The organism is Rickettsia conorii str. Malish 7 (genome assembly GCF_000007025.1).
Taxonomy (GTDB): Bacteria; Pseudomonadota; Alphaproteobacteria; order Rickettsiales; family Rickettsiaceae; genus Rickettsia; species Rickettsia rickettsii.
On sequence record NC_003103.1, the window covers coordinates 236,829 to 255,729 of the forward strand.

Below are 18,901 nucleotides of genomic sequence, written 5' to 3' on the forward strand. Positions count from 1 at the left end.
ACAATTTCAGCAATTCTTCCGAGATTGCTTCGTCAATTACTGCGTAATTTCCTCGCAACGATTTTATTACTATAAATACTTCCCTTCTAAATATCTTATATACACCTCAGGGCTGATTTTTTCCTCACCGCTAGCACTTTTTAATAAATCGGCTGAATTTTTTAACGAACCGAGATTTCTAAAATTCTTATTTAGATAATTATTTAGATTACTAAAATCACCCTTTAATATATCATCTTTTATATTTGAATGCATCTCTTTTACTTTTTTCATCACCATTGATGCGATAATTGCACCGTTTGTATAGGCGGGAAAGTAACCGAAATTTCCGTGTGACCAATGAATATCTTGAAGACAGCCGTTACTAAAACTTACCGGTTTAACGCCTAAATATTCCTGCATCTTACTATCCCAACAGCTTGGTAATTCATCGAGATTCAAGTCGCCATTGATAAGCATTTCCTCTATCTCAAAACGTAATATTACGTGCATCGGATAAGTTACTTCATCTGCATCTACTCTTATAAAATCAGGCATCACTCTTGTAATTTTTCTATATAAACTTGCTGCTGAATATTCTTCGCTTTTAACAGCAAATTCGTCTCTAAGTAATTTAGCTAAAAATTCGGTAAATTCTCTTGATCTACCTACTTGCATTTCCATAAATAAAGATTGGCTTTCATGGAATGCCATACCTTTAGCAAGCCCAACCGGCTGCCCTTTATACATTTCCGGTAGATTCTGCTCATATAAAGCATGTCCTGTTTCGTGAATAATTCCCATTAAACCGCTTATGAAATTATCTTTATCATACCTAGTAGTTAAACGTATATCGTTTGGAGTTCCACCGCAAAAAGGATGCGTCGATTCGTCTAATCGTCCTTTTGTTAGATCAAACTGCATAATTCCCATAATGCGTTTTCCAATACGCTTTTGCATTTCAGGAGCTAGTTTGCTGTGTTTTACTAGTTCTTTCTCGGTTTTCTGTTTTTCTAAAACTTTATTTATGAGCTGCGGGAGTTCTTTTTTAAGTACTGAAAAAACTTGTTTGATCTCGCTACTTTTTCTGCTTGGATCAAACATATCTATTAATGAGTCGTATAATCCGCAATTAAAAGCATCTGCTCGTACTTTAGCAACTTCTTTCGTATAATCTAAGACTTTTTGTAAGTGTGATTTGAATAAATTATAGTCGTTATGTTTTCTTGCTTCTCGCCAAACAAGTGCAGCTTTAGTAGTAGCTGCTACCAATTTCTTTTGTAGTTGCTCGTCAATACAATTTGCATCTGTTACTTTTCTCTCAATCTCTCTAATATTACCATTCTGCCATTCATCAAGGTTCTTTGATTCTTCTTTTGCCTTGCTAAGTAGCTCCTTTAGAATAGGAGATTTGAGCATAGAATGAACTAGCGACGTTAAAGTTACTATTTCGTTTGTCCTACTCTCACCTGAACCCATAGGCATATTTACGTCAACATCCCAGTATAATATGCTCAAGATATTATTAAAATGTGAGATGGTTGCAAATTCGTTTTCTAATTTTGTGTAGTTGTTGTTCATATGTTCCCTATTATGTCATTCCCGCGAAAGCGGGAATCCAGTAAAACCTATAAAAAACTTGTTTTTTATAGGTTTATTTGTTAATTAATATGTAATTTCTTGTAGCAATATTAAGGTTATTTTTCTGGATTCTCGCTTTCGCAGGAATGACATAAAAACCGTACCGCTAGTGCCTATTACAAATGCAACAACTCCTTTGCTGCTTTTAAACTTGCTTTGGTGATTGTTTTACCTGAAATCATGCGGGCGAGTTCCTCCTGTCTTTCAGCTAAATTTAAAGCTTTTACTGTTACTTTCGTTTCTTTCTCTAGCTGTGTTTTCTCAATTTTTATATGCAAATCCGCTTTACCTGCTACTTGCGGCTGGTGCGTAATAACTATTACTTGAGTAACGCTACTAAGTTTTTTTAATCGCTCACCTACTTTATCTGCGACCTCTCCGCTAATCCCGACATCTATTTCATCAAATATAATAGATGGTTTTACCATTTTATCAAACAGAGCAGTTTTTAAAGCTAACATGAATCTTGATAATTCACCGCCGGAAGCGATTTTATTAATTGCTGCAGCTGCCGTTCCCGGGTTAGTAGACGCTTTAAACACAATATCGTCATTACCGTCGGCTGTTGGTTCTTTAGTATTTATCTCAATCTCAAAAATTGCTTTCGCCATTTTAAGCTGCTTTAGCTCCTGATGCAACGATTCTTCTAGATGTTTTGCAACAATAAGACGCTTTGCAGATAAATTACTCGCTAGTTCATAATATTTTTTCTGCAGTAGTACTTCTTGAGCTTTCAACTCATTACTATTTGCTATTTTGTTTTTTAATATACTGAGCTGCTCTAAAGATTTATCTAAAAATACACCTAACGCATCAGCAGGAACATTATATTTACGGCTAATAGCTTTTATTAAAAATAATCTTTCTTCTGTTTCTTCAAGATTATATTCCTCATAATTGAAACTATCTAACAGATTTGATAATTCTTGGCGTGCTTCTTCTAGATTATTATAGGCTTCCTCTAAACTTGTAACGATAGCTTCAAAACGCTCATTGTTGCCTTGCCTTGCTAATAATTTCTCTGCTCTATTAATCGATGTATTTATTTCAGGGTTATTAATCTGTTCTATAATATCTTTTATTAGCTGTAAATCCTTATCTTTATTTTGCAAATCTTTTCGTAGATTTGCTAATTTTTCTTCTTCACCTGTTTGAATGTTCAGTTTAGTTAATTCTTCCGTTGCAAAGCTCAAATAATCAATTTCTTGTTCTATAGAATTTTGCTTAAGTGTTATTTCGGCCATTTCTTTCCGAGTATTTTGCCAAGCCTGATAGCATTTGGAAAGCTCCGCTCGAAAGTCCAAAAGATTTCCATAACTATCTAAAATATCACGCTGCGTATTTGCTTCTAGAAGAGAAATATTATTATTTTGTCCATGAAGCTCGAATAAATAAGTAGCTAATTGCTGCATAAGAGCTTTAGTAACCACTTGATTATTAATGAAAAAATTTTTTCGTCCTTCGGCTTTTTGCAGACACTTTACAAACAATAACTCTTCAGGTTCAATAAAATTTTGAACCAGAAAATTTTTTATTTCTTCATTTAAAGAGAATATTATATTAACAACAGCGTAATCTTTTCCACGCTTTATTATATTATTTGAAGTTTTATAACCTAAGCAAAATAAAATAGCATCAAGTAAAATAGATTTACCGGCTCCCGTTTCACCGGTAATAACACATAAACCTTTATTAAACTCAATTTCCAGCTCGTCTATCAGAATGAAGTTTTTAACTGAGAGACTGTAGAACATATGCCGCTTAATTTTGGTGGTTCTGAACTAGCCTGTACGCATAACTATACCATTGACTATCAGGATAGTTGTAACCTAGCACTGAGGCATATTTTTTTGCTTCATCCGAAAGTCCAAGCATCATATAACTCTCGGCTAAACGGTAAAGAGCTTCTACCGAGTGAGAAGTAGTTTGATAATTATCAATTACCTCTTCAAATCTATTTATAGCTGCCATCGGATTCTTTTTCTTTAAGTAAAAGCGACCTACCATCATCTCTTTACCTGCTAAATGATCGTTTACTAGGTCAATTTTTAAAGATGAATCAATAGCATATTTAGTATTTGGGAATTTTGCTATTACGTCTTCAAAACTATCTTTAGCTAGGAAAGTTCTAGATTGATCATGATTTACGTCTGAAATTAACATATAATATGATAATGCTTTAAGGTAATATGCATAAGCAATGTCAACATTTGCAGGGTGCAACTTAATGAACATATCAAGCACATCAACCGCTTCTTCATATTGAGCGGCGAGAAATAAAGAATAAGCCTGCATCAATTCGGCTTGCGGCGTCATTTCATTACCTGGATGCTGGTACAATACTCTTCCGAATTCTTCTGCAGCGTTCTTATATTTTTTCTTTTCCAATAAGGTAATACCTTCATTATAAAGGGTAGCGATAGGGACTACTATGTCATCACTGTTTTTTTTGTTTTTGCACCCGCCTAAAACTAACCCTATAACTAAAAGGGTACTCAATAATTTTGTTAATTTCATAAGAACTTAAATTCAGTTAATAACTAAATATACATATAGGCTTACAGAATTTCAAGGATTCAATTTAAAATCTCACAAACTTATAAATTAGACCTATTCAGAAACTCGTTTATAGGGAGGAATTTGAGGGAAACACAGAATGCAGAATCGCAGCGTACACTTGTACGTAAGGATTCGAGTACCGGATCGACGTACAAATTACCCCTAGAAGAATAGGTCTATATTCTTGGACTTATTTCTCTACCCAATGTCCTTTATCATTTTTATGGTATTTTTTTTCTACGGCCGACCATGCTACTTTATGTGCAACTGTCTCTCTAGAGTCATTTCCACGTCTTTTATCGGCATCCTTATATGGTTCAAATGCCATGATTAAAAGCTTCGCTATAAATATCCTTAGCATGGCTCGGAAGATGATTTTTAACTGAATCAGGTAAATCGTTATTATTCTTATAAGGCATAAAAACCTCCGGTAATATTATGCAAATAATATTTTATAATATTGGAGGTTTCATTGCTATAGGAAAGGTAAATCAAATTTACGACCACAGACTTTTCATTTTATTAAAAAAGCTGCCGTCATTTTCTTTCTCATTTATGGATTCTTTTTTGAATTCTTCTAGTAATTCACGTTGTCTTTTAGATAAATTTTTAGGTACTTCGACATGAATATGCGTAAGCATATCACCCCTAATAGTTGATCTCATTTTAGACATACCTTTGCTGCGTAGCCTTAATTGATCACCGTTTTGTGTGCCTGCAGGAATTGTTAAGTTTACTTTTCCGCCTTCAATTACCGGTACTTCTATCTCTCCTCCAAGAGCAGCATTCACAAAACTAATAGGTAGTTTACAATGTAGATTTGCTCCGTCTACTTTATAAATATCATGTGGTTTTATTGTTATATCAACATATAAATCACCGCTATTACCGCCTCTAATGCCTGCTTCCCCTTCTCCGGTATGTCTTATTCTAGTACCGTTTTCAACACCGGCAGGAATGTTTACCGATAAATTTCGTTGTTTATGGTAACGTCCCATGCCATGACATTTCTTGCAAGGATTTTTTATAATGTGTCCGTTACCTTGGCATTTATGACAAGCTTGTTCGATCGTAAAGAATCCTTGCTGCATTCTAGTCGCTCCAACACCGCTGCAAGCATCGCAAGTAGTTACGGTTTCACCTTTTTCAGAACCGCTACCGTGACAAGTATCGCATTTTACTGCGCTAGAAAAGCTAATATTTTTTTCTATACCGTGAAATGCTTCCTCTAGGTTAATTGTCAGATTATATTTTAAATCTGAGCCTCTAACTTTAGCTGAAGTTGGGCGTGATGATCTTCTGCTGCCTCCCATAAAGTCGCTAAAGAAGTCACCGAATATGTCGTTAATATCAGGGTGAAAACCGCCATGATTTCCTCCTCCCCCTCGTGATTGTTGATTTTGAAAAGCATCGTGTCCCAAACGGTCATAAGCAGCTCTTTTTTGCTCATCTTTTAGAACATCATAAGCGGCATTGATTTCTTTAAATTTCTTTTCAGCATCTTTAGCATCAGTAGTATCAGGGTGATATTGCTTGGCTAGCTTGAGGTAGGCTTTTTTAAGGTCAGCTTGGCTAGCTGTTTTACTAACCCCTAGTATTTGGTAATAATTTTGTGACATAAGTTAATTTATAAAATGAGATTGTAACGTCATTACGAGGAAAATTACATAGTAATTTGACAAAGCAATCTCAGGATATTTAACGAGATTGCCACGTCGCTTCGCTCCTTGCAATGACGAAATTACTTCTACTTCTTCTCTACATCTTGAAAGTCGGCATCTACTATTTTTTCATCATTAGTGGCACTTTCTGCAGCAGGTTGGCTCTCGCTTTGTGCTTTATACATCGCTTCACCGATTTTCATGCTAGCTGCAGTTAAACTTTCGGTCTTTTCTTTAATCAAAGCAGTATCTTCCGACTCAAGCACGGCTTTTAAAGCGGCTAGTGCTGCTTCAACAGCTCCTTTATCGTCTGATGATAATTTATCGCCATATTCTGTAAGAGTTTTTTCAGTAGAATAAACTAAACTATCGGCAGCATTTTTTGCTTCAATAAGTTCCTTACGCTTTTTGTCTTCATCAGCATTTTGTTCGGCATCTTTAACCATTTGTTCAATTTCCGCATCGCTAAGACCACCGGAAGCTTGAATAGTTACTTTCTGCTCTTTACCGCTTGCTTTATCTTTAGCTGAAACATGCACTATTCCGTTAGCATCAATGTCAAACGTTACTTCTATTTGTGGCAAACCTCTTGGTGCAAGAGGTATACCTTCGAGATTAAACTGACCAAGTAATTTATTATCTTTTGCCATTTCACGTTCACCTTGGAATACTCTAATAGTTACGGCATGCTGGTTATCATCAGCAGTTGAGAATATCTGACTTTTCTTAGTAGGTATAGTAGTATTACGATCAATTAATCTTGTAAATACGCCGCCAAGAGTTTCAATGCCAAGGGATAGAGGTGTAACGTCTAATAATAATATATCCGTTACTTCTTTATTAAGTACTCCGCCTTGAATAGCAGCGCCGAGAGCTACAACCTCATCGGGATTTACGCCTTTATGCGGCTCACGTCCGAAGAATTTTTTTACGGCTTCTTGTACTTTCGGCATTCTAGTCATACCGCCTACTAATACTACTTCTTGAATATCAGAAGCTTTAAAACCTGCATCCTGTAATGCTTTACGGCAAGGCTCAATTGTTTTTTCAATTAAATCATCTACTAATTTTTCTAGTTCAGCTCTAGTAAATTTAATATTTAAGTGTTTTGGACCGCTACTATCAGCCGTAATATAAGGTAAATTAATATCGGTAGTTACTGCAGAAGATAGCTCTTTCTTAGCTTTTTCCGCGGCTTCTTTCAAACGTTGAAGTGCTAAAGGATCTTTACTTAAATCTATACCGTTTTCTTTTTTGAATACATCTATTAAATGGTTTAATATTCTTGTATCGAAATCTTCACCGCCAAGGAATGTATCGCCGTTTGTTGATTTCACTTCAAAAACACCGTCAGCGATCTCAAGAATTGAAACATCGAATGTTCCGCCGCCAAGATCGTATACTGCAATAGTTTTACTTGCCGATTTCTCGAAACCGTAAGCAAGAGCTGCAGCAGTCGGCTCGTTGATTATTCTAAGGACCTCAAGACCTGCTATTTTACCGGCGTCTTTCGTTGCTTGACGCTGTGCATCATTAAAATAAGCAGGTACGGTAATTACTGCTTGTGTTACTTTGTCTCCTAAATAATTCTCAGCAGTTTCTTTCATTTTTTGTAAAATGAATGCACTAATTTGACTTGGTGAATATTTATTATTATCCGCTTCGACCCATGCATCCCCGTTATCGGCTTTAACTATATTATACGGTACAATACCTTGGTCTTTCCTAACCATAGGATCGATAAAATTTCTACCGATTAATCGCTTTACCGCATATATAGTATTGCGAGGGTTAGTTACTGCTTGCCTCTTAGCAGATTGCCCGACTAATTTTTCGCCGTTTGCAAAAGCTATTATTGACGGTGTAGTTCTTTCACCTTCTGCATTTTCTATTACCTTTGGTTCTTTACCTTCCATGACCGCAACACACGAGTTGGTAGTCCCAAGGTCGATACCTATTACTTTTCCCATAAGATTCCTCGTTTTCTTTTTTTTATTTTATTATGACTTGTGATTTGATATAGTGCGGCTTAAATGATTTTACAAGAGGTGACAATGAAAAAACTACCGATTTTACTAAAACTTTTATTTATTATTAATTTAGTTTTCCTAAATAATATAGTTTTAGCATCTAGCGAAACAAGCACTATTATATTTGAAAAAGCAAAGAAAGCAATCGTAACGATCGATACTAGAATTGCCGTATCGGCATATGACGATACAAGTAGTTGGACTGGAACGGGATTTATCAACGATAAGAACAACGGTTATATAATTACTAATACTCATGTTGTCGGCGGTGCGTCTATCGGAACTTATTTTGTTACTTTTTATAACGGTGAGCAGGCAGAAGCAAAACTTATCTATTACGATATTTGGCAAGATTATGCCGTTTTAAAAGTAGAGAGTAAAGATATACCGGCATCAGCAACGCAAATATCTTTTGCAAGCGAATTGCCAAAATTAAATCAAAAGGTTTTTGTAGTCGGTAACACAGAAGCAAAAGGTTTTTCTTTCCATACCGGTTATTTGTCTGATCTTTATAATATTGAAGGTTTAATGCCGCAATGTACTTATGTTATTAATTTAAATACTACAGGAGGTGCTAGCGGTTCACCGGTATTAAACGATAAGATTGAGGCTATAGGAGTATTATATGGTGGCGGTAAAACTCATTCTCTAGCGCTGCACGGTGATTATGTAGCTCGCACTTTAGAAAGTTTAAAGAATAATAAACAACCAGGCAGAAAACATATAGGAATAATAAGCGAGTTATATTCTTTAAATAAAGCAGTGAGACATCACAATTTCCCTAAAGAAGAAATGGATAAATATATAAAGAAATTTCCTGATAGTAGAAATAGAGTGATAAGTATTAAGGCAGTTCTAGCCGGATCACCTGCCGCAAAATCTTTAAAAGCCGGTGATATTATTTGGGCAGTTAATGATAAGGAACTCGGCGGCAATCTAGCATTATTTGATAGAGAAATGGATAATTTCAAAGGAATAGCTATTAAACTTACTATATTTCGTGACGGAAAAAAGCTAGAACAAGCAGTAGATTTATATGATGTGAACAATAATAAAATCGCTAAAATGATAAATTTCGGCGGTGCAGTATTTTTTGAAGCCGATGATTATTTTAGTAATAAATCAGGTATTCCTCTTAAAGCTCTAAGTATAGCTTCCGTTCAATCCGGTAGTAGCTTTAGCTCTATACCAACGTTTTTTACTAAAGATTATAAAAATGTTTATAGATTGCAAATTTTTGAGATGAAAGATTTAGCTTTAAGTAATCTTGATGATTTGGTGAAATTGTTGCCTGCTATTACTAAAGAGAAGTTTATAACGGTTAGATTTAGAAATTATCAACCTTATTATGCTAATTTCGGTTATAATGAACTTATCTCGTCGCATGATGATATGATTGCTGATGTAACTCTAGATTCTATAGATACTAAGCCTTATATATTAAAGTATAATACTATTTCTCATGATTGGGATATGGAAAATATAAAACTTCAGTAACTAATGACATTGTGATAAATTAACAATTCTTAATCGATGAAGTAATATATAATTCAACTTGGTTTGTTGCGTTATTATTCTTAAATTTATAATCTTATATTTTAGGAGAATTGCAAATTAGCTCAGAGTAGTTCGCCAACTAGGTCATTTTTGAGTGGATTGATAAATATTCTTTATGTTATTCCTGCAAAAGCGAGACAGTATTGTTGCGTGGATACATACTAAAACCGTCATTGCGAGCAGCCGTAGGCTGCGTGACAATTTCATGAAATAATAACAAACTCTCCTGAGATTTTGCTTCGTCAATTGCTATGCAATTTCCTCGCAATGACAGAAAAAACTCCCCTTACTCACCACCTAAGAAACATAGCTAATTAACAATTTCTCCTAAAATAATTAATAAATTTAGGAGAATTAATGACTAAAGAACAAATACCTACAGTAGATAAAACAAAAAACATCTTTTTTTAAGTTTTTTACAAAAAATAGTAATAACTCTAATACTCAGAATTCACTAACATCACCACGTGCAGATGATGATATAGAGAGGGATGTTTCTAAAAAAGAAGCTTCTTAAGAAAATGCAAAGCATTAATAGACAAGAATGATGAAGCTGCACTACATTTCTATTTGATAAAAATAATAAGTATATCTTACATGATGCGGTTGAGGATAAAACATTAGTTGAAAAAATATTAGAATTAGCTAAATACGTAACAGAGATAACCTATAACGATTCAACAGTATTACATTCAGCAGTTACAGGAATTGCTAACAAAGAGATTATCAAAACTTAAAAAATCCTTATTTAGTAATGATCAAAGATGCTTCAGGTCTTACTCCATCATATTATAATACTAGTAAAGAAATATTAGAAATATTGCAAAATTGTGAACGAGATATTATAGACCGGCTTAATATAGAACCATGGCATGGTTGGGCAGAAGATAAAATATTTAGAGATGATATGTCTATAATCGGAAAAAATAAGCATACAATAATGGAGCTTGTATAAAAATTTTGTAAATTATCGGACAAGCATTTTCCTTGTAAATTTAACATAGAGTATTAGATTTGCAAGGAATATATAGAGAGTTCTTTAATAAAAAACGGTAAGTATGTAAAACTTACCGATTAAATTTAAAGCTTAAAAGATTATAATTCGGTGATAGGGATATAATTGATATTTCCATCTTCTCCTATCAATGGGTAATACTCTGTTTGAGGGTTATAAGCATCATAACTAATTGATGTTTGTAATGATAGTTTTTGTGCTAATATTATCAATTTTTCTTCATATAACTCAAAAGATTTTTTTAAATCCTCTTTTGTAATCTTTACAGTATTAGCTTCATCTGTATTTACTTTGAGCGTTTCAATATTTTCTGTTAAGCTATATTTTATTAAAGTTACTTTTTCTAGTAGGGGAAAATATGCTCTTATTTTTACCAATGCTGTGTGTATGTATATTGGAATACTTAGAATAAGTTGATTTAATAACATCTAATACCTTAAAAATTTTGAAGTGGCAGCATACAAGCCTCACTTATTAATGTCAACATAAATTAATATATTATTATAAATATTAATAAATGCTCATTATTATAATTTTCTTTCACAAAATCGAAATAAACTGTTATTAATATAAAAAACCAATCTTAATCTAATATATGCGTTCTTTATTTGTAATAATTATATTCTTTCTAATGAGCAGTTGTAATTTAAAACCGGTATATAGTGAAAAATACAGTAGAAATAATGATTTAGAAGCTATTGAAGTTGAACCAATTCGAACAATTGAAGGGGCTGAGTTTTATCATCGTTTAACTAGTATTTTACCTCAGAAAGCACAAGCAAAATACCTGCTTAAAGTAAAGCTTATCGCAACAACTATGCCTGCTACTATTGAAAAAAACTCCAATGTTTTAAGGGAATATATTAATCAATTAGTTAGATATAAATTAATTGATATAGAAAGCCAAAAGGTTTTAATTGAAGAGCAGTTTTACCAAAACACGTCATATAATGCTATTTTTACACCATATGCGACAAATGTTGAAAGAGATAAAACAGGAATAGACTTGGCATATCAAGCAGCAGAAGAAATTCGTAGCAGATTAATTTTATATTTTACACGGAAATAGTTAAGCAATGAAATTTTATTTTTCACAAATAGGTAGATTATTTGAACTAATAACATCCGGAAAGATTAGAGCTCTTTTACTATATGGTCCTGATAAAGGTTATATAGAAAAAATTTGTAAGCATTTAGTACACAGCTTAAATATGCTACAAACTTCTATAGAATACGCAGATCTTAATATTTCATCTTTAGAAATATTACTTAATTCGTCTAATTTTTTTGGTCAAAAAGAATTAATTAAAATTAGATCGGTTGGGAATTCAATCGATCAGAATTTAAAAACAATTCTAAACAGTGATTATATAAATTTTCCTGTATTTATAGGTGAAGAAATGACTTCTAGTGGGAGCATTAGAAAGTTTTTTGAAACGGAAGAATATTTAGCAGCAGTTGCTTGTTATCATGATGATGAAGCAAAAATTGAACGAATTATTTTAGGTAAAGTAGAAAAAACTAATAAAGTTATAAGTAAAGAAGCTATAACTTATTTAAAAGCTCATTTAAAAGGTGATCATGATTTAATTTGTAGCGAAATAAATAAATTAATATATTTTGTTCACGACGCACGCGAAATTACTTTAAACGACGTTCTAGAAGTTATAAGTAGCGAAATTACGGCAAACGGCAGTGATTTAGCAATGTATTTTTCAAAAAAAGATTATAGTAATTTTCTGCAAGAGCTTGATATATTAAAAAAACAAAATATCAATGAAGTTTTAATTATTAGAGCATTAATAAGGCATTATTTAAATTTATATATAGTTTTGTCGAAAGTAAAAAACGGTGAGCGTTTGGAACTCGCAATAAAATCATTATCACCACCGATTTTCTATCAGTATATTAATGATTTTACGAAGATAGCAAACGGTCTTAGCCTCACTGAATGTCTAAAGACTTTAAAAGTGCTACAACAGGCAGAAGTGGATTATAAGTTAAATCCTGCTAGTTTCGATTTATTCCAAAGTATACTCCAAAGTAAATGAAGAGTAGACGAAGTTTAATTTGGAAAAGAGCAAGGAGACTATAAGGCGAGGAGCGGAGCGTATACTTAATACGTGAGTACCGTAGCTCTTATAAGATGACGTAGCCAATTTTTCAAATTAAACGAGTATACATTATGCCTAGACCTGATTTTTCTGACCCTGACAAACAAATTCACGAGATAATTAGAGTTAATCATGCCGGAGAATATGGTGCAAAAAGAATTTATCAAGGACAGCTAAAATATATTAAATCTCAAAATGATCGTATATTGATTAAAGAAATGCTTGACCACGAAGAAGTGCATTTAAATTATTTTGAAAAAAAATTACTGGAAAAAGAAGTGAGACCCACGTTTTTATTATTTTTTTGGCATCATTACGGATTTTTACTTGGTGCTTTATCTTCCTTGATGGGAATAAAAACGGCGATGCTTATTACCGAGAGTGTAGAAGAAGTAATAGAAAAACATTATGAACAGCAAATAAATTATTTAGAAAATGAAAATGTTGAGCCAGAATTATTAAATAATATTATTAAATTTCGACTTGATGAAATTGAACATAAAAATATTGCTATAATGAATGATAGTACTGAGGCAATATTTGCAGAAATAACTAGTAAAATAGTGAAGATAATTTGTCGTATCTCTATAATTTTAAGTAAGAAAATTTAGAGTTAACAACTTAATTAGTTAAAAAATCTAGAAATATTTTACTTCTAAGATATTAAGAAGATAATAAAAAAACATTAGTAATATTATTAGAAATGGTGATGAAAAGAAAAACTTTTTTTAAATTTGTTCTTTATTTTTTGCATTTGTATTTTTTAGAATTAATAAATAAAGGGGCCAGGGGTTAAGATCCGTTGCTGTAAGACAACAACCTCCATTATACTTCATGATTTTACTCACTTGTAATAATAGACTCCTGGCATAACTTAATATTAAGTTTTGACAGATGGGTCTTGCAACAATGGAGTTTAAACATTATTAGCGGTCTATATATTAGTTGAATAATATAAAGAGTCAAGAGATTTTAGTTGTCATTGATAATAAATAATGTAATTCTGAGTTGGGGGTATATTTTCTATATAATCTCCTTCTAGCATTTGCTTTTACATCAATAATAATTTATATTTATTTTCACTCATGCGAATAGCAGATTACTTTTGTAGTTTGTTATTGGTGATAATTAGGAAATATAAAATAACAATATGTAACAATATGAGTCAAAAGATAATTTTAAATAATTCATATTCTATTACTAAATCGCACTTATTCCATATAGTAGATCCAAGCCCTTGGCCCGTCCTAACATCTTTTGCTTTACTTCTTTTGGTTATAGGCGGCGTCTCGTTCATGCATGGATACAAATTTAATATATATATTTTATCTGCAGGGATTATTTCAGTAGGTTACTGTTTATATTCTTGGTGGAGAGATATAGTGAAAGAAGGAATAGTCGAACATCAGCATACTAGTCCTGTTAGAAAAGGTTTGCAAATAGGTATGGCGTTATTTATCTTAACGGAAATAGTATTTTTTGGTGTATTTTTTGCTTCTTTTTTTAAATCAAGTCTATCACCCGTAGGTCTTTTAGACGGTGTATGGGTTGTAAAGCAGGGCATTTGGCCTCCACCTACAATTAAAACTTTTGAGCCGTTTGATATTCCTTTTATCAATACTTTAATACTACTCTTATCAGGCACGACCGTTACTTGGGCTCACTACGCCTTAGAAGAAAAAAATCAAAAAGATTGTGTAACTGCACTTGCTCTTACCATATTGCTTGGAATATTTTTTACAACTATGCAGGCATATGAATATTACCATGCGGCGTTTAAATTTACAGATGGTATATATGCTTCTAATTTTTATTTAGCTACGGGTTTTCATGGAGCTCATGTAATTATAGGTACTATATTTCTAATAATTTGCTACTTTAGAGCAAAAAGAGGAGATTTTACTACAGAAGGTAATGGACATTTAGGGTTTGAATGTGCTGCATGGTACTGGCATTTTGTAGATGTGGTTTGGTTATTTTTATTTACGTTTGTTTATATATTTGGAAGTTAAATTATACTATATGTGATTATAATGTTACTTAAAATAAGTGTTTTTAAAATATTTTTGCATATTAATTAAAATTGCATATATTTAGGAGTTGATTTATATATAAATAAATTATACATTATTTTTTAAATGCTAATTATTTTATTGAGGTAAAACATATGAACTTTCCTATTCGTAAATTAAACGAAGAATTAATCGATTATAATCTATCATTACGCATATTATTTACTATTCTAAGCGTGGCTATTATTATCGTAGCTTTTGATAGCTTAGCTGGTAATGTCGGCGATCCTGTAGGTGAGGCATTATGTAAGTTAATTAAAGTATTCAGAGGCAATACTGCAAAAGGTATAGCTGTTGTCGGTATAATTGTTCTGGGAATTCAAACATTAAGAGGAAAATTGCAGTGGGAAGTAGCTTTAGTGGTAGTTACTGCAATCATTATATTATTTAAAGCTCCAGATATTGTTAATATGGTATCAAGTGATACTAATAGCTCAAATTGTGGTGTTTCCTAATACACAAAAAAATTATTATATCTTTAGTAATACCCATAAGCGTTGGCTTATGGGTATTTTTATTTTTAAGTGATGTTGTTGCATAGCCCCTATGTCATTCCTGCAAAGGTAGGGACAAGACAACCTTAATATAGGTTACATATTTAATAAAAATAAACATATAAAAACTTGTTTTTATATGTTTTACTGGATTCCGCCTACGTGGGAATGACATCAATTGCCTTTATACTCAGGTCAACAGCAACATTCGTACAATACTCAATAGTGTTTTAATTGTTTTGATGGATCACGTGGTTAAACCACGGGATGACGGTAGATTTTGTCGGTCTATGCAACAACATCCTCACTTAAATAAAAGTCCTAATCTATTACCTATAACAATATCAATATATTTTGCTGTAATAGGGATCCCTTCAATATTCATTTCTAGATATATTGCTTGTTTTGCAGGGATTTTTGTTTGTAGTTTTGTAATTGATACATATTCATCTAAAGCTTGATTATTAGTATCCATTACTCTTACTTTGATTATAGGATCGGAAATTAAATAATCAGACTCATTAGATAATTTATAAAATATCTTCATACCGCCTATATGACGAGATTTGCCTAAATTAATTTCTTCTATCTTTAATTGATCATATTTATCTAAGAATTTAAAGCTATCTATTAGTAATATCACTAAACAAAAAATTATAAAGCTAGTCCATAATATTGGAAATATATTATATTTTTTCTTAGGAGGAATATACGGTAAAATAACCGGCACATTAGCATTGTAATGATTTTTAATAGGAGTTTTAATAGTTCCCGTGTTTACTTTATCTTTAAAGTCATTTAATGTACTAGTATTATAGTCTAATTTCTGATACCACAAATGGCTACATTTGGAACATTTTACTCGTCGTCCGTTAATACCTATTTGATTGCTTGTAACAATAAATCTTGTTTGGCAATTTGGGCAAGTAATATGCATAGTTAATTATAATTATTATGTTTGACTTCATGATAATCTCATTTATTATTTTTGGCAATAAAACAGTTAAAAGATATGTCCTCTCTTATTAAAGAAATTGAAGAAGCTTGGCAAATTAAGGACAAACTTCTTCAAGATTCTTCAAAGCTTATAACATTAAAGCAAACTCTTAATGATATTATAGAAAGCTTAAATCAAGGTACGATTCGTGTGTGTGAAAAGCAAGAAAATAGTTGGCACGTTAATGAATGGGTAAAGAAAGCTATATTGCTATATTTTATCACTACGGAATCACAACTTTATAATAACAATTATAATAGTTGGTATGACAAAGTTGCTCCTAAATTTTCTGCAGATACTGATAAAAATACATTCAAAGAAGCAGCTATACGCAAAGTGCCCGGAGCTGTTGTTAGAACCGGTACTTATATAGCTAAAAATGTTGTAATTATGCCTTCTTTCATTAATATAGGTGCTTATATAGATGAGGGAACAATGATTGATACATGGGCTACTATCGGCTCATGTGCTCAAATCGGCAAGAATTGTCATATTTCAGGCGGCACGGGAATAGGTGGGGTGCTTGAGCCGTTGCAAGCAAAGCCTGTTATCATTGAAGATAATTGTTTTATCGGTGCAAGATCGGAAATAGCAGAAGGTGTAATAGTAGAGGAAGGAGCAGTAATTAGTATGGGGGTGTTTATCGGTAGCTCTACAAAAATAGTATACAGAGATACAGGTGAAATTATTTACGGCAGAATTCCGGCTTATTCCGTTGTAGTTCCAGGAGTATTACCTGCTAAGGAAGCCGGTAAGCCTGGACTTTATTGCGTAGTTATCGTAAAACAAGTCGATAAAACTACTAGAGCTAAAGTAAGCATAAATGATTTACTGAGATAGATAGATCAAGGTGAGCGTTCATGGGTTTTTCACTGTCACCCCGTGGCCTGACCACGGGGTCCAGAAAAAATAACTTCAATATTGTTACCTACACTACATGTTTAACAAAATAAACATATAAAAATAAATTTTTATATGTTTTACTGGATTCCGTGAATAAATCACGGGATGACAGAGAGGAATAACAAGCCGCTTAATACCAGTGAAAGATCACAGATCAATAATATCGCCGATTATATCATTAAGATATCCCTCTCTTTGTTGTTGTTCTGAAATATCTGTTTGTTGAATTGCGTTATTATTTGGGTTTCCTAAGAATATTGTATGCCATAAGCATTGTATCTCGTTGTTTTTGAGGATCACGTACAACACCAGCTGCTTTAAAATATGATTCTGCAGCATCTGTTTCCTGTTGTTTTTGAAAGCAAAGTTCGTTTCCTTGGGCCATATATAAATCATATTTTATAGGCTTTTCAGCCTTATTTATAAGACTGTCATAACATTTTAATATAGAGTCTAATTTATTATTCTTTCTATAAAATATGATAGCTGGGTCTTCACGTCCTAAGTTAAATAGCATATCGCCTATTTTAGAGTAGCAGCTAGCTATAGTTTGAGTCACTTCTGCTTTGTCCGAGTACTTATTTACACTCTATGGCTTCTTTATAATATTGCACTGGTTGATCGTGTTTAGGTTCTATATTTTTTATAGAAGATAGATAGTGATTTTGTATGAATCATATTTCAATTAAGGAACTATAGCAATCATTGGATTGAGACCATGTTATAGATAACATTTCTTCAAATTAATGATAATTCTTTAATTTGTAGGTTTAATACATATCGGTAAGCTTGAATAACCGGTTTATTGTCTGTGAATTTCTCAATAGAGTCTAAAATTTGCAATATTATCCCTATAAGGTTATTAGCTTGTTTGTTTAATATGATAGCTTGAAATTCTGATAATTGTGCTAATCCCTCAAAACAAGAAAGAGTTTTTTCTATAGCCGGTATTGTATTGGAGAACTTGGTAAATATGGTTTAATATAACCCTTATAGTTAAAAAATTTTGAGTAGTTAAGAGGTGTATATACATTAAAGTCTTCAAAAATTGATTGGATAGTATTAATTATACATTCTACATTTATCTGTATTTGTGTATGTAAATTTTCTATCAGACTTTCTTGTTCCTTTAACAATGAACTTAGCTGCTTTATCTCTAAATTTTGTACTCCTAGGTTTATTCCCCCATTTTGAGAAGTAGGTTTATAGAAAAATTTTATATCAGAGAATTCTAATATATCCTTGTTAATAGCAATGCTATTTTGTACATCGGTATAATGTTTTCATGATTATTTTCATTATGTTGTGTTATTACGCATATAACATTTCCTTTGAATGTTTTGTGTTCTTCTGTAGGAAAAATATTTTTAAAGTCGTCTATAATCCTGTTAAAGATACTAGGGGATTTTACGGTCTCTTCTTTTGCTACTAGGATAAATTTTAATTTATCGGTCATTTGAACTAGCTTTTGAATGAAAAATACATTGATTAACTCTTGCACTGTATCGGGTACTCCGTTAGACATTCCCAAAATACTTTTTCTGCAATTTCAAATTTTTTGGGATCATATATAGCCGGTTCATATTTATGCTGAATTTCCGGCGTTGTTTCAAAAGCAAATAATTTATCAAATGTAAATTCTTCACTGTTAATCTTAAGGTTGTTCTCAAGAGCATTTAAAAATGTGTTTTTTCCGCTATAAGGTCACCCTATTACTCTGTAGCTTCTGGTGTTTTTCCTGCTGGTATTAGTGAATAATTCACTTCAGTCAATGCATTGAGAATATTTGCTTTTAAAGCATCAAGAGCAGTTTCTTCTTCTGTGAAAGGTTTAATCTCAATTTCTGTGGGAATTTTAAATTTCATATATAACCGCTAAT

The 18,901-nt window shown here is 32.4% G+C and carries 20 protein-coding genes and 1 pseudogene; 9 read left to right on the plus strand and 12 right to left on the minus strand.

The features are described 5' to 3' along the window. Nucleotides 1-69: 69 nt before the first annotated feature. From RC_RS01190 to RC_RS01200, 3 genes are all read right to left on the minus strand, one after another. Nucleotides 70-1,560: a carboxypeptidase M32 gene (locus RC_RS01190; protein ID WP_010976892.1), complete on the minus strand. Its 1,491-nt coding sequence runs from the start codon at nucleotides 1,558-1,560 to the stop codon at nucleotides 70-72. A 176-nt stretch (nucleotides 1,561-1,736) separates the two neighbouring features. Continuing rightward, nucleotides 1,737-3,374 (minus strand): DNA repair protein RecN, encoded by a 1,638-nt coding sequence (recN, locus tag RC_RS01195; RefSeq protein WP_010976893.1) that lies wholly within the window; start codon nucleotides 3,372-3,374, stop codon nucleotides 1,737-1,739. Nucleotides 3,375-3,381: 7 nt separating this feature from the next. Beyond that, entirely contained in the window at nucleotides 3,382-4,137 is a 756-nt protein-coding gene (locus RC_RS01200) for an outer membrane protein assembly factor BamD (protein WP_010976894.1), read from the minus strand. A gap of 101 nt (nucleotides 4,138-4,238) precedes the next feature. Here RC_RS01200 and RC_RS08830 point away from each other — a divergent pair. Further along, nucleotides 4,239-4,347, plus strand: a pseudogene (locus RC_RS08830) (palindromic element RPE1 domain-containing protein); the annotation flags it as partial. 22 nt (nucleotides 4,348-4,369) lie between these two features. On the opposite strand, the gene RC_RS10700 reads toward RC_RS08830, so the two are convergent. The 4 genes from RC_RS10700 to dnaK form a co-directional block, all read right to left on the minus strand. After that, nucleotides 4,370-4,507, minus strand: coding sequence for a ChaB family protein (locus tag RC_RS10700; RefSeq protein WP_014362790.1), 138 nt, complete (start codon nucleotides 4,505-4,507; stop codon nucleotides 4,370-4,372). After that, nucleotides 4,497-4,598 (minus strand): ChaB family protein, encoded by a 102-nt coding sequence (locus tag RC_RS10705; protein WP_016830649.1) that lies wholly within the window; start codon nucleotides 4,596-4,598, stop codon nucleotides 4,497-4,499. The genes RC_RS10700 and RC_RS10705 overlap by 11 nt, the downstream gene beginning before the upstream one ends. 78 nt (nucleotides 4,599-4,676) lie before the next feature. Next, on the minus strand, nucleotides 4,677-5,798 hold the full coding sequence (dnaJ, locus tag RC_RS01210; RefSeq protein WP_004996543.1) for a molecular chaperone DnaJ: 1,122 nt from the start codon (nucleotides 5,796-5,798) through the stop codon (nucleotides 4,677-4,679). A gap of 128 nt (nucleotides 5,799-5,926) precedes the next feature. Next, complete coding sequence (gene dnaK, locus RC_RS01215; protein ID WP_010976896.1) at nucleotides 5,927-7,810, minus strand: molecular chaperone DnaK; 1,884 nt, start codon at nucleotides 7,808-7,810, stop codon at nucleotides 5,927-5,929. A 63-nt stretch (nucleotides 7,811-7,873) separates the two neighbouring features. Here dnaK and RC_RS01220 point away from each other — a divergent pair, with 63 nt between their 5' ends. Beyond that, the gene (locus RC_RS01220) at nucleotides 7,874-9,367 is read left to right on the plus strand and encodes a S1C family serine protease (protein WP_010976897.1); all 1,494 of its coding nucleotides are present in this window, start codon (nucleotides 7,874-7,876) and stop codon (nucleotides 9,365-9,367) included. Nucleotides 9,368-10,181: 814 nt separating this feature from the next. Further along, nucleotides 10,182-10,382, plus strand: coding sequence for a hypothetical protein (locus RC_RS08835; RefSeq protein ID WP_010976898.1), 201 nt, complete (start codon nucleotides 10,182-10,184; stop codon nucleotides 10,380-10,382). A 140-nt stretch (nucleotides 10,383-10,522) separates the two neighbouring features. Here the strand turns inward: RC_RS08835 and RC_RS01230 are convergent, their stop codons facing one another. Further along, nucleotides 10,523-10,870, minus strand: coding sequence for a hypothetical protein (locus RC_RS01230; protein ID WP_010976899.1), 348 nt, complete (start codon nucleotides 10,868-10,870; stop codon nucleotides 10,523-10,525). 167 nt (nucleotides 10,871-11,037) lie between these two features. Here RC_RS01230 and RC_RS01235 point away from each other — a divergent pair, with 167 nt between their 5' ends. From RC_RS01235 to RC_RS01255, 5 genes are all read left to right on the plus strand, one after another. Beyond that, on the plus strand, nucleotides 11,038-11,511 hold the full coding sequence (locus RC_RS01235; RefSeq protein WP_010976900.1) for a hypothetical protein: 474 nt from the start codon (nucleotides 11,038-11,040) through the stop codon (nucleotides 11,509-11,511). A gap of 7 nt (nucleotides 11,512-11,518) precedes the next feature. Beyond that, on the plus strand, nucleotides 11,519-12,493 hold the full coding sequence (holA, locus tag RC_RS01240; RefSeq protein ID WP_010976901.1) for a DNA polymerase III subunit delta: 975 nt from the start codon (nucleotides 11,519-11,521) through the stop codon (nucleotides 12,491-12,493). A gap of 134 nt (nucleotides 12,494-12,627) precedes the next feature. Then, nucleotides 12,628-13,167, plus strand: coding sequence for a demethoxyubiquinone hydroxylase family protein (locus RC_RS01245; RefSeq protein WP_010976902.1), 540 nt, complete (start codon nucleotides 12,628-12,630; stop codon nucleotides 13,165-13,167). Nucleotides 13,168-13,716: 549 nt separating this feature from the next. Further along, nucleotides 13,717-14,568 carry a cytochrome c oxidase subunit 3 gene (locus tag RC_RS01250; RefSeq protein ID WP_004996526.1) on the plus strand — a complete coding sequence of 284 codons (852 nt, stop codon included), beginning with the start codon at nucleotides 13,717-13,719 and terminating at the stop codon, nucleotides 14,566-14,568. Between the two features lie 155 nt (nucleotides 14,569-14,723). Further along, nucleotides 14,724-15,083, plus strand: a complete 360-nt coding sequence (locus tag RC_RS01255; RefSeq protein WP_010976904.1) for a TrbC/VirB2 family protein — start codon at nucleotides 14,724-14,726, stop codon at nucleotides 15,081-15,083. 343 nt (nucleotides 15,084-15,426) lie between these two features. On the opposite strand, the gene RC_RS01260 is transcribed toward RC_RS01255, so the two are convergent. Further along, the gene (locus RC_RS01260) at nucleotides 15,427-16,059 is read right to left on the minus strand and encodes an MJ0042-type zinc finger domain-containing protein (RefSeq protein ID WP_010976905.1); all 633 of its coding nucleotides are present in this window, start codon (nucleotides 16,057-16,059) and stop codon (nucleotides 15,427-15,429) included. Nucleotides 16,060-16,134: 75 nt separating this feature from the next. Between RC_RS01260 and dapD the strand changes: the two genes are divergently transcribed. Next, entirely contained in the window at nucleotides 16,135-16,959 is an 825-nt protein-coding gene (gene dapD, locus RC_RS01265; protein ID WP_010976906.1) for a 2,3,4,5-tetrahydropyridine-2,6-dicarboxylate N-succinyltransferase, read from the plus strand. Nucleotides 16,960-17,257: 298 nt separating this feature from the next. On the opposite strand, the gene RC_RS01270 is transcribed toward dapD, so the two are convergent. The 3 genes from RC_RS01270 to RC_RS09555 all read right to left on the minus strand — a co-directional run bounded on the left by RC_RS01270 (nucleotide 17,258) and on the right by RC_RS09555 (nucleotide 18,887). Next, a complete protein-coding gene (locus RC_RS01270; protein ID WP_016830652.1) occupies nucleotides 17,258-17,539 on the minus strand; it encodes a hypothetical protein in 282 nt (93 codons plus the stop codon). 714 nt (nucleotides 17,540-18,253) lie between these two features. Continuing rightward, nucleotides 18,254-18,523 (minus strand): hypothetical protein, encoded by a 270-nt coding sequence (locus RC_RS01275; RefSeq protein WP_041471757.1) that lies wholly within the window; start codon nucleotides 18,521-18,523, stop codon nucleotides 18,254-18,256. 211 nt (nucleotides 18,524-18,734) lie between these two features. Next, nucleotides 18,735-18,887, minus strand: coding sequence for a hypothetical protein (locus RC_RS09555; RefSeq protein ID WP_004996517.1), 153 nt, complete (start codon nucleotides 18,885-18,887; stop codon nucleotides 18,735-18,737). Nucleotides 18,888-18,901 lie beyond the last annotated feature (14 nt).

Bases quoted from the DNA above. Each gene is read 5' to 3' on its own strand.
- recN (WP_010976893.1), bottom strand. From the start codon at position 3,374: ATGTTCTACAGTCTCTCAGTTAAAAACTTCATTCTGATAGACGAGCTG.
- RC_RS01270 (WP_016830652.1), bottom strand. From the start codon at position 17,539: ATGCTATTTAACTTAGGACGTGAAGACCCAGCTATCATATTTTATAGA.
- RC_RS10705 (WP_016830649.1), bottom strand. From the start codon at position 4,598: ATGCCTTATAAGAATAATAACGATTTACCTGATTCAGTTAAAAATCAT.
- RC_RS01260 (WP_010976905.1), bottom strand. From the start codon at position 16,059: ATGCATATTACTTGCCCAAATTGCCAAACAAGATTTATTGTTACAAGC.
- RC_RS09555 (WP_004996517.1), bottom strand. From the start codon at position 18,887: ATGAAATTTAAAATTCCCACAGAAATTGAGATTAAACCTTTCACAGAA.
- dnaK (WP_010976896.1), bottom strand. From the start codon at position 7,810: ATGGGAAAAGTAATAGGTATCGACCTTGGGACTACCAACTCGTGTGTT.
- holA (WP_010976901.1), top strand. From the start codon at position 11,519: ATGAAATTTTATTTTTCACAAATAGGTAGATTATTTGAACTAATAACA.
- dnaJ (WP_004996543.1), bottom strand. From the start codon at position 5,798: ATGTCACAAAATTATTACCAAATACTAGGGGTTAGTAAAACAGCTAGC.
- RC_RS01250 (WP_004996526.1), top strand. From the start codon at position 13,717: ATGAGTCAAAAGATAATTTTAAATAATTCATATTCTATTACTAAATCG.
- RC_RS01190 (WP_010976892.1), bottom strand. From the start codon at position 1,560: ATGAACAACAACTACACAAAATTAGAAAACGAATTTGCAACCATCTCA.
- RC_RS01230 (WP_010976899.1), bottom strand. From the start codon at position 10,870: ATGTTATTAAATCAACTTATTCTAAGTATTCCAATATACATACACACA.
- RC_RS08835 (WP_010976898.1), top strand. From the start codon at position 10,182: ATGATCAAAGATGCTTCAGGTCTTACTCCATCATATTATAATACTAGT.
- RC_RS01235 (WP_010976900.1), top strand. From the start codon at position 11,038: ATGCGTTCTTTATTTGTAATAATTATATTCTTTCTAATGAGCAGTTGT.
- RC_RS10700 (WP_014362790.1), bottom strand. From the start codon at position 4,507: ATGGCATTTGAACCATATAAGGATGCCGATAAAAGACGTGGAAATGAC.
- RC_RS01245 (WP_010976902.1), top strand. From the start codon at position 12,628: ATGCCTAGACCTGATTTTTCTGACCCTGACAAACAAATTCACGAGATA.
- RC_RS01220 (WP_010976897.1), top strand. From the start codon at position 7,874: ATGATTTTACAAGAGGTGACAATGAAAAAACTACCGATTTTACTAAAA.
- RC_RS01200 (WP_010976894.1), bottom strand. From the start codon at position 4,137: ATGAAATTAACAAAATTATTGAGTACCCTTTTAGTTATAGGGTTAGTT.
- dapD (WP_010976906.1), top strand. From the start codon at position 16,135: ATGTCCTCTCTTATTAAAGAAATTGAAGAAGCTTGGCAAATTAAGGAC.
- RC_RS01255 (WP_010976904.1), top strand. From the start codon at position 14,724: ATGAACTTTCCTATTCGTAAATTAAACGAAGAATTAATCGATTATAAT.